The sequence below is a fragment of the Pseudoxanthomonas sp. G3 genome (assembly GCF_057654715.1).
Genome location: NZ_CM172805.1, coordinates 3,055,311 through 3,068,960, shown reverse-complemented (window position 1 = coordinate 3,068,960; position 13,650 = coordinate 3,055,311). Strand labels below are relative to the sequence as shown.

General features: G+C 65.9%; 11 protein-coding genes and 1 pseudogene. 6 read left to right on the top strand and 6 right to left on the bottom strand.

Annotated features, from left to right (window positions below; translation table 11 throughout):
- Positions 1-87: 87 nt before the first annotated feature.
- From AC23D6_RS14675 to AC23D6_RS14655, 5 genes are all read right to left on the bottom strand, one after another.
- Positions 88-987, bottom strand: a complete 900-nt coding sequence (locus AC23D6_RS14675; protein WP_487749956.1) for an NAD(P)H-hydrate dehydratase — start codon at positions 985-987, stop codon at positions 88-90.
- Between the two features lie 8 nt (positions 988-995).
- Positions 996-1,763, bottom strand: coding sequence for a histidine phosphatase family protein (locus AC23D6_RS14670; protein WP_487749955.1), 768 nt, complete (start codon positions 1,761-1,763; stop codon positions 996-998).
- 80 nt (positions 1,764-1,843) lie between these two features.
- Entirely contained in the window at positions 1,844-2,794 is a 951-nt protein-coding gene (locus AC23D6_RS14665; protein WP_487749954.1) for an NAD(P)/FAD-dependent oxidoreductase, read from the bottom strand.
- 3 nt (positions 2,795-2,797) lie between these two features.
- On the bottom strand, positions 2,798-3,526 hold the full coding sequence (locus tag AC23D6_RS14660; protein ID WP_487749953.1) for an SOS response-associated peptidase: 729 nt from the start codon (positions 3,524-3,526) through the stop codon (positions 2,798-2,800).
- 26 nt (positions 3,527-3,552) lie between these two features.
- Positions 3,553-3,855 carry a hypothetical protein gene (locus AC23D6_RS14655; protein WP_487749952.1) on the bottom strand — a complete coding sequence of 101 codons (303 nt, stop codon included), beginning with the start codon at positions 3,853-3,855 and terminating at the stop codon, positions 3,553-3,555.
- A gap of 358 nt (positions 3,856-4,213) precedes the next feature.
- On the opposite strand from AC23D6_RS14655, the gene rfbB reads away from it, so the two are divergent.
- From rfbB to AC23D6_RS14630, 5 genes and pseudogenes are all read left to right on the top strand, one after another.
- Positions 4,214-5,269 carry a dTDP-glucose 4,6-dehydratase gene (rfbB, locus tag AC23D6_RS14650; protein WP_487749951.1) on the top strand — a complete coding sequence of 352 codons (1,056 nt, stop codon included), beginning with the start codon at positions 4,214-4,216 and terminating at the stop codon, positions 5,267-5,269.
- A 10-nt stretch (positions 5,270-5,279) separates the two neighbouring features.
- Positions 5,280-6,167, top strand: a complete 888-nt coding sequence (rfbA, locus tag AC23D6_RS14645) for a glucose-1-phosphate thymidylyltransferase RfbA (protein ID WP_487749950.1) — start codon at positions 5,280-5,282, stop codon at positions 6,165-6,167.
- Positions 6,164-6,721 (top strand): dTDP-4-dehydrorhamnose 3,5-epimerase, encoded by a 558-nt coding sequence (rfbC, locus tag AC23D6_RS14640; protein ID WP_487749949.1) that lies wholly within the window; start codon positions 6,164-6,166, stop codon positions 6,719-6,721. The genes rfbA and rfbC overlap by 4 nt, the downstream gene beginning before the upstream one ends.
- Positions 6,718-7,605 (top strand): dTDP-4-dehydrorhamnose reductase, encoded by an 888-nt coding sequence (gene rfbD / locus AC23D6_RS14635; protein WP_487749948.1) that lies wholly within the window; start codon positions 6,718-6,720, stop codon positions 7,603-7,605. Before rfbC ends, rfbD begins: the two co-directional genes overlap by 4 nt.
- 449 nt (positions 7,606-8,054) lie before the next feature.
- Positions 8,055-9,674, top strand: a pseudogene (locus AC23D6_RS14630) (alpha/beta hydrolase family protein).
- A 48-nt stretch (positions 9,675-9,722) separates the two neighbouring features.
- Here AC23D6_RS14630 and AC23D6_RS14625 read toward each other — a convergent pair.
- Positions 9,723-11,534, bottom strand: a complete 1,812-nt coding sequence (locus AC23D6_RS14625) for a peptide MFS transporter (RefSeq protein ID WP_487749947.1) — start codon at positions 11,532-11,534, stop codon at positions 9,723-9,725.
- 116 nt (positions 11,535-11,650) lie between these two features.
- Between AC23D6_RS14625 and AC23D6_RS14620 the strand changes: the two genes are divergently transcribed.
- Complete coding sequence (locus AC23D6_RS14620; RefSeq protein ID WP_487749946.1) at positions 11,651-13,639, top strand: OPT family oligopeptide transporter; 1,989 nt, start codon at positions 11,651-11,653, stop codon at positions 13,637-13,639.
- Positions 13,640-13,650: the final 11 nt, after the last annotated feature.

Sequence of the window (13,650 nt, the reverse complement as noted above, 5' to 3'; positions counted from 1 at the left end):
CTCGCAGCTGTTCGGCGTTCTTGAGGTTGTGTTCCCTCGCGCCGCGCACGTGGATGAAGCCCTGGGCCGCCGCCGGCTTCCGCTTGCTCATGGCGGCGATTCTTCATGTGGCGGCGCGGATGTGTCGGGCTGGAACAGGTCCAGCAGGCGCGGCACCTCGCGCGACAACTCCCGTGCCAGGAAGCCCACGCGACCCACCGAACGCGCGAGCGCCTCGCCGGCTTGGCCATGCACGAACACACCCCACGCGGCGGCCTGTACCGCGGGCGCGCCGCGCGCCACCAGTCCGGCGATCACTCCGGCCAGCACATCCCCCGAGCCGGACGTACCCAGCCCGCTGCAGCCACCAGTATGCCGCCACAGGCGACCATCGGGCGCGGCAATCCACGTCTCCGGCCCCTTCAGTACCACGATGACGCCCGCGCGGGTGGCGAACCGGCGTGCGACATCCGCGGGGTGCGCCTGCACTTCTTCCAGCGGGGCATCGATCAGAGACGCCATCTCGCCGGCATGCGGGGTAAGCACCGGGGTCGAACGGAACGCGTGCGGCCGGCCGAAGGCCCCCAATGCGCCCGCATCCACGACCGCGGTGGTGTCAGACACGGCCGCCAGGCGCGCCACCAGCGCGTGCAGTTCGGAGGTGTCGTCCATGCCAGGACCGACCAACAACGCATCGCTCCGCGCGCACGCCGTCTCGAGCATCGGCGTGGACCCGCATGCGCCGGCAGCTGAGGTCGGAAGCGGCAGGACCTTGGCTTCAGGCAATGCCAGACCCAACGCCGGCGCGATCGCCGCAGGCACGCCCATCTGCAGCTTTCCCGCGCCGGCACGCAATGCCGCCTCGCCCGCCAGCAGCGCTGCGCCTGGTACGGTCGGCGAGCCGCCCACCACCAGCACGCGCCCGCGATCCTCCTTGCTCCGGGTCGCATCGGGATGAGGCAGCGGCCACTGCCGCAACAGCATGGCGTCGAGCGAGATTGCATTCATCGATCGGCTCATTTCGGCCCTGCCGGCGCATCCGCGGCGACGGTGACGGCGGCCGTCGCCTCCAGTTCCGGCGGCACGTAGTTCGCGCGCAGCAGACCGAAGCGCTCGCCCTGGTCGTCGGCACGAAAGCCATACTCGGTGACCGAGCAGTTGGGCACGTCGGCCAACCGGTCGATATCAAGGATGGCGCGCTCGTCCAGGCACTCGAGCAGATAGCGGAAGCAGTTGACGATCACCTGGTGCGCGACCACGACCACGCGATCGCCGACATGGTCGCGGCGGAGGACTTCGACCACGCTGCGAAGCCTGAGGATGACATCGCACCAGCTCTCGCCGCCGGGCGGGCGGAAGTAGAACTTGCCCACCAACGCACGTTGTTCGGCCAGTTCCGGAAACGTGCTGCGGATGCCCTGCACCGTGTAGCGGTCCAGAATGCCGAACTCCTTCTCGCGCAGCCGCTCGTCCACGATGATGTCGTCCGGCCCGGCATCGGCCATGCGTGCGACGGCCACGCAGGTTTGATGGGCGCGGACGAAAGGCGAACTCATGTAATGGGTGGGCCGTTCCGGTGCGGGCAGGTTGGCGAACCACTGCGCGAGGGCCTGCGCCTGGCGTTCTCCCAGCGTGGACAGCGGCGTGTCGGCGTCGCGATGCGCCAAGTCGATCAGCGTTGCGCCGTTCGACTCCGCCATGTCGCGCGCCACGTTGCCGGCGCTCTGCCCGTGCCGCACCACCCACAGGCGGGTGGGCCAATCGGTGTGCTGGAGTCGTGGCATCGGCAGTCCGGCTTTGTGACGAGCTCCGACGCTAACCCTCCCGCCGTGAAAATGCCGGCTACGCAGCCGGCAGTGATGCATCAGCGCGGTTGTGGCGGGAGTGCACGATGGACGGCGGTCGCGGCGATGGCCGCGTGGCCGAAGGCGACGGCGATCTGGTTGAGGTCCGTCACCACGTCACCGATCGCGTAGACCCCCTCGACGGACGTGCGCATGTGGTCGTCGGTGTCTATCTCGCCACTCGTGCGGAGATCGACCCCCGCCTGCCTCGCCAGATCTACGCGTCCTGGGGCGCCCATGGCCGCGTAGACCGTGTCGAAGACATGGCGGTTCGCCTCCGCATCGATCACCTCGCACGTATCGGCTTCGAACGACAGGTCGCGCAGTACGGGCAGGACCGGGATCGCCAGCGCGTCGGCCCTGCTGGCGAGCTCGACGGGCACGGCGGTGGGCGACGAGTGCGTGGGCACCACGGTGACGTGCGCGGAAAAGGCGCGCAGGAAACAGGCATGCCCGAGGGCCTTGTCCAGCGGGCCGACCACCGCGATGCGACGATCCGTTGCTTCGTAACCGTCGCAGATCGCGCACAGGCGAAGTCGCCCGGTTCGGATGGCGTCGGCACCGTCGCTTCCGGCGATCTCGGGCAGTTCATCCACCACGCCCGTCGCCAGGATGACCGTGCGCGCGCGCCATGCCGTCCTGCCGTCGCCGGCCTCCCAACCGTCCTCTGTGCGCCTGAGCGACCGGATCGTCGAGGGAAGAATGTCAGCCCCATACTCGGTCGCCTGCTGACGCAGGCGCAAGAGAAGTCCAGGACCGGAAACACCCTGCGGAAATCCCGGGCAGTTATGCGATTCGGGAATCCAGGCGGCGCGGCTGCGGCCATCATCGAAGACCACGACCGAGCGGTGGAATCGCCGCAGGTAGGTCGCCGCTGTCAGGCCCGCCGGTCCGCCACCGACGACGAGGCAATCCAGCACCGCCTCAACGCCCGTTTTCGCCACGGCAGCTACCGGCGAAGCCACGCCCACGCCTCACTCGTCGTCATCGATATCGTCCTCGGGCCATGCAGGGAGCTCCAGGACGGGATCATCCGGGTCCACGGGTTCAAGCAGCGTGTAGTCGTCGCGTTCGATGTCGCGAATGGCACGGGAGACGGGATAGCTTTCAAGCGAAGGTGTCTGCGCATGGCGCGCCAGGGCTGATGGCGTGCGGTAGCGCCCGGCCAGCCAGGCCAGCGCCTCCTGCGCTCCCAAGAAGACAGGACCATCTTGGGTCAGGGGCGGGGGAATCGATACGTTCGGTCCGGTGAGCAGCGCGAAGCTATGGAGAAAGGCGCCGCCTTCGCCCTCCCAGGTTTCCCAAAGCCCCGCTGCCAGCAGCGCAAGCCCATCGCGTCGCTGGATGAAGCGCGGCCATGCCGGCGTCCGTCGGCGGTCCCATTTGTAATAGCCGTTCAGGGGCACGACGCAGGGGCGCTCCTTCCATGCCTGCGAGAAAATGCGGCTTCTCGGCGCGCGCTCCAGCCGCGCCGTTACGGTCGTGTAGGGCGTCGCGGGCGCCTTGGACCAACGCGGCACCAGCCCCCATGTCATGTCGGCCACGCAGACTCGGCCGTGGACGTTGATGGCCAACACACGCGCCTCTTTCCCCTTGGCCACGTTGTAGCGGTCAGGACCGTCGACCAGGGCGGCAACGAGCACGGCGGGAAGCCCTGGCGGCAGTGAATCGGCGGATGCGATGGCCTGGGCGAAACGGCGCATGCAGGAAACGACGTCGATCGCCGCGATCAGGCACGGCCAAGCGCTTGCGCGCCAGCTTTCGTCCGGTGATGCGCCGTGGCGCGCACGAGGGCTAGTTGCCGGCACTGCGCCCAGCGGGCCGCCCACTCCTTGCCCTGTTCCAACGAGGGCACCGAAATCCGTGACGGGGGCTCGTCCTCGACATCGGTGCCGTGCAGCAGCGTCCTGACCACCCAGCCGTTGCCGGACGCCTCCACCTTCGCCACCGGAATTCCTCCGATGCACAGCGTCACGCGCTCGCCCTCGTCGCGCCAGAAGAAATCGGGGAGAAGCGTGGTGACGCCGGCCATCGAGCCGTCTCGTTGTCGATCGGCTGCACGCTAGTCCTCGCCCTGTGGACGGGATGTCAATCGGGCGGGGAGGCGGTTTTCGTCCCTCTGGGGCGGTGCTGCGAGGCGTCCTGCGATTCACGAGCCTGCCGGAATGACGAACTTAGACGCTAGAATTGGCGTGAAACAGCGTGGAAACAGAGGATTCGGTTCTTCTCCGCAGGTAAGGAAAAAGCGCACGACATTCAATACATATCTTTTAAAATCAATGTCTTGCGTGATTTTGGGTGACGGGTGTAGAGAGGCCTGAATACTTGGGCTTCTGGTGCAATTGGTCACACCACATTTGACATCAACACTATTGGACAGGAGCAGCAGCGTGCCGACATGGCTGGTCACCGGCGGAGCCGGTTTCATCGGGGGTAATTTCGTGCTGCGCGCCATCGCGCGCGGTGTCAAGGTCGTGAATTTGGACGCGCTCACCTACGCGGGCAATCTCGACACGCTGGCGTCGGTCGTGGACGACCCACGGCATGTCTTCGTGGAAGGCGATATCGGGGATCGCGCACTCGTTGCGCGCTTGTTGCACGAACACCGCCCGGATGCGGTGGTGAATTTCGCCGCGGAGAGCCACGTGGATCGTTCGATTGACGGACCGTCCGCCTTCATCCAGACAAATGTCGTCGGTACTCTTGGGCTGCTGGAGTCCGTGCGCGATTACTGGAAGGGTCTGGAAGGCAGCACGCGCGACGCGTTCCGCTTCCTGCACGTCTCCACCGACGAGGTCTACGGATCGCTGGGCGACACCGGCAAGTTCACCGAGACCACCCCGTACGCGCCGAACTCGCCCTATTCCGCGTCCAAGGCAGCGTCCGACCACCTCGTGCGCGCGTTCCACCACACGTATGGCCTGCCGGTCTTGACGACCAACTGCTCCAACAACTACGGGCCCTACCATTTTCCGGAAAAGCTCATTCCGCTGATCATCGCGCGCGCGCTCGCCGGAGAGCCGCTGCCGGTGTACGGCGACGGCAAGAACGTCCGCGATTGGCTGTTCGTCGGCGATCATTGCGAGGCCATTCGCACCGTGCTGGAGAAGGGGCGCGTGGGCGAGACTTACAACGTCGGCGGCAATGCCGAGAAGCAGAACCTGGACGTTGTTCACACGATCTGCGCCTTGCTCGATGCACGCGTGCCACGTGCCGACGGCCAGCCGCGCAGCAGCCAGATCACGTTCGTAGCGGATCGCCCGGGCCATGATCGCCGCTATGCGATCGATGCGTCCAAGCTGCGCGACGAGCTGGGCTGGGAGCCCGCGTACACGTTCGAGAAGGGCATCGCGGAAACGGTTGACTGGTACCTGGCGAACCAGGATTGGGTGAACCGCGTGTTGGACGGTAGCTACCGCCTCGAGCGCATCGGCACGGCCGCCTGAGATGACGACGATGACGACGCGCAAGGGCATCATCCTGGCCGGCGGTTCGGGCACGCGCCTGTACCCGTTGACGCAGGCGATCAGCAAGCAGCTGCTGCCGGTTTACGACAAGCCGATGATCTATTACCCGCTCAGCGTGCTGATGCTGGCGGGTATCCGCGAAGTGCTGGTGATCAACACACCGCATGAGCAGGCCTTGTTCAAGGCGCTGCTGGGCGACGGGTCGCAGTGGGGCATGGACATTCGCTACGCCGTGCAGCCGAGCCCCGACGGCCTGGCCCAGGCGTACCTGATCGGCAGGGAGTTCGTCGCCGGGCAACCGAGCTGCCTGGTGCTGGGCGACAACATCTTCTATGGACACGGATTCACCGAGCAGTTGCGACGCGCGGACGCGCGCCGCGATGGCGCCACCGTGTTCGGCTACTGGGTGAACGATCCGGAGCGCTACGGTGTCGCCGAGTTCAACGACGAGGGCCGTGTCATCGGCATCGAGGAGAAGCCGGTGAATCCACGTTCTAATTACGCGGTGACGGGCCTTTACTTCTACGACGGCCGTGCCAGCGACTACGCGGCGGAGCTGAAGCCCTCGCCCCGCGGCGAACTTGAGATCACCGATCTCAACCGTCGCTATTTGGAAGCCGGCACGCTGCATCTCGAGACCTTGGGGCGTGGGCACGCCTGGCTCGATACCGGCACGCACCAGTCCCTGCTCGAAGCATCCAACTTCATCGAGACCATCGAGGCCCGCCAGGGCTTGCGCGTCTGCTGCCCCGAAGAGATCGCATTCGGCAACGGCTGGATCGATGCTGCTCAGGTCGAACAGCTTGCCGCGCCGCTGGCGAAAAACGGTTATGGCCAGTACCTGCTCTCGCTGGCAAAGCGAGGCGTCGTGCGATGAAAGTAATCGAGACATCCCTGCGGGGCTGCGTCGTGATCGAGCCTGCGGTCTTCGGCGATGAGCGCGGCTTCTTCTTCGAAACCTGGAACGCGGAGCGCTACGGCCAGCACGGTCTTCCGACGGCTTTCGTCCAGAGCAATGTATCGTCCTCCGCGCGCGGCGTATTGCGCGGCCTGCACTATCAGTGGCCGAATCCGCAGGGCAAGCTGGTCAGCGTGCTGGAGGGTGAGGTGTACGACGTGGCCGTCGACATCCGTCGTGGGTCGCCGACCTTCGGGCAGTGGGCCGCCGTGATGCTGAGCGCCGAGAACAAGCGGCAGTTCTGGATTCCCGAAGGCTTCGCACACGGCTTTGCCGTCGTGTCCGAGCGGGCGGTATTCAGTTATCTGTGCACCGCGGTCTACGACAAGGCCGCCGATGCGGGCGTGCGATGGGACGATCCGGCCATCGGCATCGACTGGCCCGTGACCGAGCCGCAGTTGTCCGCCAAGGACGCGGTTGCGCCCCTGCTGGCGGACGTCGCGCCGGAGCGGCTGCCCCCGTATACGCCATGAAGTTCCTGATCTTCGGCGGCAATGGCCAGGTGGGGCATGCGTTGCGGCGCAGTCTTGCGCCGCTCGGCGACCTTGTCGTGACGACCCGCTCCGGTGAACTGCCCGAAGGCCTGCCGTGCGAAACAGCCGATTTCGACCAGCCCGCGTCATTGGGCGCCCTCGTGGATCGCCTGGCGCCGGACATCGTGGTCAATGCCGCGGCCTACACGGCGGTCGACAAGGCAGAGGACGACGCCGACGCGGCCTATCGCGCCAATGCCGAAGCGCCAGGCGTACTGGCACGCGCCTGCGTCGCGCGTGGGATCCCCTTCGTCCACTACTCGACCGACTATGTGTTCGACGGGCGGGGCACGCGGCCCTATCGCGAAGACGATCCCACGGCGCCCTTGGGCGTCTATGGCGCCAGCAAGCTGGCCGGTGAGGACGCGATCCGTGCCGCGGGTGGCCAGCACTTGATCCTGCGCACGGCGTGGGTCTACGGCCAGCACGGCCACAACTTCATGAAGACGATGCTGCGGCTCGGCGCCGATCGCGACGAGCTGCGCGTCGTTGCCGACCAGCGGGGCACACCCACGCCCGCGTCCCTGATCGCGGACGTGACGGCGGAATTGCTGCGCCTGCGGGATGCGCCATCGGGGACGTTCCACCTTACGTCCCGCGGCGAGACGACTTGGCATGGGTTCGCCGAAGCCATTTTCGAGGCGGCCGCAGCGCGCGGCCTGATCGCGCGCGCGCCGAAGGTGCTTCCGATCGACACAGCCGACTACCCGACGCGGGCCCAGCGCCCGGCTTATTCCTGCCTCGATGTCCGCAAGCTGGAAGCACGTCTGGGGCAAAGATTGCCGAATTGGGATGAAGTCTTGCACCAGCTGCTTTCGGGTTGATTGGACTGGGCCTGCACCACCGGTGCCAAGGCGTTGAATACAGAGCATCAGTGTGGAACGATGGCCGCCTGCTTGCCTGGGGAGGCACTATGCGGAAATGGACTTGCGTGGCCGCAACGGCCATGGCACTTGCGTTGTGTGTTGCCGTAGGCACGAATTCGGCCCGTGCGGCTGAGCTGGATCTGGATCCCTACATCCGCAAGGATGTATTCACCGATATCAAGTTGTCTCCGAACGGAGATTTCCTGGCCGCAACCGTGCAGCAGGAGGACAGGACTTCGTTGGTCGTGCTGCGTAGGAGCGACAACAAGGTCACGGGGTCGATATCTCTCGGTCGGCATAACCATGTGCACGATTTCTGGTGGGTGAATCCCGAGCGAGTAGTGTTCTCGGCTGCGCAGAAGTTGGGCATGCTGGACATGCCACAACTCACTGGCGAGCTTTTCGCAATGAATGCGGATGGCTCGAAGAAAGAGAATCTACTCGGCTATCGGGTCGAGAGTGCGGGTCCAGGAACGCGGATTCAGCCGAAGAAAGCGGGTTTCGTGGCGGGGTACCTCGTGGATACGCTCCCGGACGACGACCGCAACGTCGTGGTCATGGTGCGCCCCTTCGCGGAGCTGCCCTACACGACCGCGGAGTTGCTGGATGTGTACACGGGGCGGCGCACTGTGTTGGCGCGCTCTCCTGTGACGGAGGCCGACTTCTCTACGGATGGTCGCGGAGTGGTGCGGTTCGCCTATGGCAGGACGGTGAACAACGCTAATCAGCTTTACCTGCGGGCGGGTGAGGGGCAGGAATGGAAAATTCTCAACGATGAGGACGTTACCGAGCGCGTCGAACTACCCTTGGGATTCAGTGCGGATCAGCGAGTCGCATACCTGAGTGTGGAGCAGGCGAAGGGCGCCGATGCCATCGTAGCGCTGGATCTCGAGAGTGGTCAGCGGACCGAACTGCTGCGCAATCCCCGCGTCGATCCAGAGGAAACCCTCTATTCACGGGATGGGAAGGGCATTCCGGTCGCGGCGGTCTTTTGGGATGGCAAACCCAAGATCGAAATGCTTGACGGTCGTCATCCCGATGGTCGGCTGCTACGTAGCTTGCAAGAGGCGTTTCCGAACGACTACGTGCAGATCACGTCGACGACACGAGATGGCGCGTTGGCGCTCGTCGAGGTGTCTTCCGATACGAACCCGGGCGATTTCTACGTCTTCGACATCGCCGCCAAGAAGATGGATTAATTGTTGAGTCGCCGGAACTGGTTTGATCCGGAGCGGCTATCGCCCTCCCGTCCTGTCGAGATCAAGGCGCGAGACGGATTGCTTCTCCATGGGTATCTGACCGTACCCAAGGGCAGCACTGGCAAAGATCTCCCCATGATCGTGCACCCGCACGGTGGACCGTACGGGATTCGTGATCGATGGGGCTTCGACAGTGACGTGCAGATGCTGGCGGCCGCAGGATATGCGGTATTGCAGGTCAATTTTCGCGGCTCCGGAGGTTATGGACGCGCTTTCCGTCAAGCGGGCGCGCGCGAGTGGGGCCGAGCGATGCAGGACGATCTGACCGATGCGACCCGTTGGGCGATCCAGGCAGGCATAGCGGATGCCAGGAAGATCTGCATCTACGGCGCCAGCTATGGTGCCTACGCTGCGTTGATGGGCAAGGCGAAGGAGCCAGACCTCTATCGCTGTGCCGCAGGCAACGTGGGTGTTTACGATTTACCCATGATGCATACCCGCGGTGATACCCAAGAGCTCAAATGGGGTCGTACCTACCTGCGCGACTGGATCGGCGATGCTAAGGATTTAGCGCCCGCGTCGCCCACCAACATGGCGACCCGCATCAAGTCGCCCGTGTTCATGGCGGCCGGTGGTGAAGACGAGCGCGCACCGGTACAGCACACGGAACTCATGGAGCGTCGTCTCAAGGCCGCGGGCGTCCCAGTAGAAGCGGTTTACTACCGCACCGAAGGCCATGGCTACTACAAGGAAGAAAACCAGCGCGACTACTACACGAAGTTGCTGGCGTTCTTCAGTCGACACCTGGGCGGCGCGACCGCAAAGTAACCGCTGCGGTGGACGGGCGGCGACTCGCCCGTCCACGCGCGGCGCAGATCAATCCGCCGCGCGCATCGCCCGTCGCAACCAGGGCGATGCCAGCAGCGCGATCGCGGCGCAGCCTAGGCCGATCCACATCATCAGCCAGAACAGATCGGCGTAACCCGATGCGGCGCTGGCGATGTCGAATGCCGAGTCGTCCGGTATCTCCACGGCGGCGAGTTTGCCGAATTGCGCCGCCAGCGTTTCCGAGAACGCGGTGGCCAGCAGCCACATGCCCATCATCGAGCTCACCACGCGCGGCACCGACAGTTCGGTGACGGCGGCCAGGCTGACCGGTGCCAGGCACATCTCGCCGATTTCCAGCAGCAGGTAGGCCAGTACCAGCCACCACACGCTCGCGACCGCGCCGGTGTCGCCGACCTGCTGTGCCGCGAGCGCCAGCGGTATGAAGGACAGGCCGCCGAACAGCAAACCCAGCGCGCCTTTCACCGGTTTGGACGGATCCAGGCCGCGACGCCCCAGCGTCGACCACAGCCAGGCGAACACCGGCGCCAGCACCACCAGGAACAACGCGCCCAGGTACGTCAGCGAGCCGGCGGTCTGCTGCAGGACCAGCGAGTCGCGCAACACCAGCATGACCAACAGTGCGGCGCTGGCAAGGAACAACGCACGCGGCGGGCCAGGACGCGAACTGCGCTCCGACCAGCGTGTCGCGACCACGAACGACAGCGGCATCGCTGCCAGTGCCCAGGTGGACCACGGCGCACTGCCGATGAAGAGGCCGATGTTCGCCGCCAGGCTGTCCGACCAGACGACCACCGAGGCGGGCTGCACCAGCGACGGGAACAGGTCCTTGGTCAGCATGCGGTCGGTGAACATCACCCACGAGCCGTAGGTCTGCTCGTACAGGGTGAAGAACACTAGGCACATGAAGATCAATGCCATCAGCGACAGCATCTGCCGCCGCTGCACCGGCGTGCATTGGGTGGTGATGAACCAGGTGAACCACGCCAGCACCACGATCAGCACGAGCAACATCAGAGCCAGCGCGAGCGAGAACTCGCCGCCGAGCGCGAATGCGCCGTTCGCGGCCGCCCACATCAGCCAGGCCACGGGAAGCACGCCGGCGACGGCACCCACGTAGATGAGCCATTCGGGCGGAACGCCCAGCACTCGGGCGCGCAACGCAGCGGGTGAGAGAGGCTCGGCATGGCCGTGCAGGTAGCGTTGGCCCCACAGGAACATCGCCAGGCCCAGCAGCATGCCGATCCCCGCCGCGCCGAAGCCGTATTTCCAACCCAGCGTCTCGCCGAGGTAGCCGCAGACCAGCGAGGCCAGCAGCGCGCCGAGGTTGATGCCGGCGTAGAACAGGCTGAAGCCGCCGTCGCGACGCGGATCGCCGGCGGGATAGAGCCGGCCGACGATGCCGGTGATGTTGGGTTTCAGGAAGCCCACGCCCATGACGATCAGGGCCAGCGACAGGTACATCGTGCGCAGGGCGCCTTCGTCCCGAGTGATCACGCCGCCGTCCATGGTCGCCGCAGCGCCTTCCAAGGCCATGCCAGCGTGGCCGGCGACCAGCAGCAGGCCGCCGAAGACCACCGCCTTGCGCATGCCCAGCCAGCGGTCCGCCAGCACGCCGCCGATGATCGGTACGCAGTAGACCAGACCGCCGTAAGCGCCGATCAGGTCGTAACCCGCGCCATCGGTGAACAGGTGGTACTTGGTCAGGTACAGCAGCAGCAGCGCTTTCATCCCGTAGAACGAGAAGCGCTCCCACATTTCGGTGAAGAAGCAGACGTAGACGCCCTTAGGGTGGCCCAGGAAGTCGTCGCGGCCGGCGGCCACGGGGGCAGGGGAGTTCAAGGGCCGCTCCGGCATCGGAAAACCGGGCGAGTATAGGCGGCGCGCCGGTACCCTCGGCTGGACTTGCCGGGCAGCGGACGCTAGGTTGTCCGCTTTCTGCCATTCGGGAACGCGCCATGAGCTCGCCGGGGACCCCGCAACTTACCTTCCGCGCCGTCGTGCTGGCCATCGTGCTGGCCGTGGTGCTGTCCGCCGCCAACGCCTACCTGGGCCTGTTCGCTGGCCTGACCGTGGCGACCGCCATCCCGGCGGCCGTCGTCTCGATGGGCGTGCTGCGCCTGCTGGGCGGTGGCACGATTCTGGAGAACAACATCGTGCAGACCGGCGCGTCGGCCGGTTCGTCGATCGCGGCGGGCGTGATCTTCACCATCCCCGCGCTGATCATCCTGGGCTACTGGCAGGACTTCCAGTACTCCTGGGTGCTGGCGATCGCCGGCCTCGGCGGCCTGCTGGGCGTGCTGTTCTCGGTGCCGCTGCGTCGCTCGATGATCGTCGAGGAGCCGCTGCCGTTTCCCGAAGGCAAGGCCGCGGCCGAAGTGCTGAAGGCCGGCGAGAATCCGGGCCCGGGCCTGAAGATCCTCGCCTTCTCCGCCGCCATCGGCGCCGTGCTTAAAGTGGCCGCGCACAGCGGCATGCGCCTGATCCCGGACACCGCCGCGGGCGCAGGCTTCTTCGGCAAGTACCTTGGCTACATGGGCACCAACCTGTCGCCGGCGCTGCTTGGCGTGGGCTACATCGTGGGCCTGAACATCGGCATCGTGGTGCTGTCGGGCAGCATCCTGTCCTGGCACATCGCCATTCCGCTGTACCACATGTTCTTCCTGGGTACCGATCCCGCGCTGGCGCAGGGCATCGCGGGTGCGGGCGCCGAGGACGTGGCCGGCGCGATCTGGTCGGCGAAGATCCGTTATCTCGGCGTCGGCGCGATGCTGATCGGCGGCGTTTGGACGCTCTTCTCCCTGCGCAAGTCGCTGCTGTCGGGCGTGAAGAGCGGAATCGCCGCTGCGCGCGCGGGCTCGGGCGGCGCCGATGTCGCCGAGACCGAGCGCGACCTGCCGATGAAGTGGATGCTGGTGGCGCTGGTCGTGTTCGTCTTGCCGTTGCTGCTGCTGTACCAGGCCATCGTCGGCGTGTGGCACGTCAGCATCCCGATGGCGATCATCATGATCGTGGCCGGCTTCCTGTTCGTGTCCGTGTCGGCGTACCTGGCCGGCCTGGTGGGCTCGTCGAACAACCCGGTATCGGGCATCACCATCGCCACCATCCTGTTCGCCTCGGTGGTGCTGCTGTTGTTGTTGGGCGAGAGCGGTCGCATGGCGGTCGGTACCGGCGGCGCGCCGCTGGGTGCGGTGGCCGCGATCATGATCGGCGCGGTGGTGTGCTGCGCAGCGGCGGTGGGCGGCGACAACCTGCAGGACCTCAAGGCCGGTTACTTGGTCGGTGCCACGCCGTGGAAGCAGCAGCTGATGCTCGGCATCGGCGCATTCTCCTGCGCGTTGATCATGGCGCCGGTGCTGAACATCCTGTCCGAGGCCTACGGCATCGGTGCGCCTACGGCCGAGCATCCCAATCCGCTGTCGGCACCGCAGGCCACGCTGATGGCCTCGGTGGCCAAGGGCCTGTTCGGCGGCGAACTGCCGTGGGGCATCATCGGCATCGGTGCGGTGATCGGCGCGATCATCATCGCCATCGACGAGACCTTGAAAGCCAAGGGCAGCAGTTTCCGCGTGCCCGTGCTGGCCGCCGCGATCGGCATCTACCTGCCGCTGGAACTGATGGTGCCGATTTTCCTCGGCGGCTTGCTGGCCTACCTGGTCGAGAAGCGCCATGGCATGGTCGGCACGAAGGACGAGGAGGCGCGCGATCGCATCCACCGCCCCGGTACCCTGTTCGCCGCCGGCCTGATCACTGGCGAGGCGCTGATGGGCATCGCGGTCGGCATCGCCATCTACGTGTCGAAGGATCGCGACGTGCTGGTGCTGCCGGAAGCGTTCCAGCAGGGCGAGATCGTCGGTCTGGTGATCCTGGCGATCGTGGGTTGGCTGCTCTATCGCACTGGTGCGAAGTCGAAGGCGCTGGGCGACGTCGAGCCCGGCCCCCGTTAAGCCACTACACG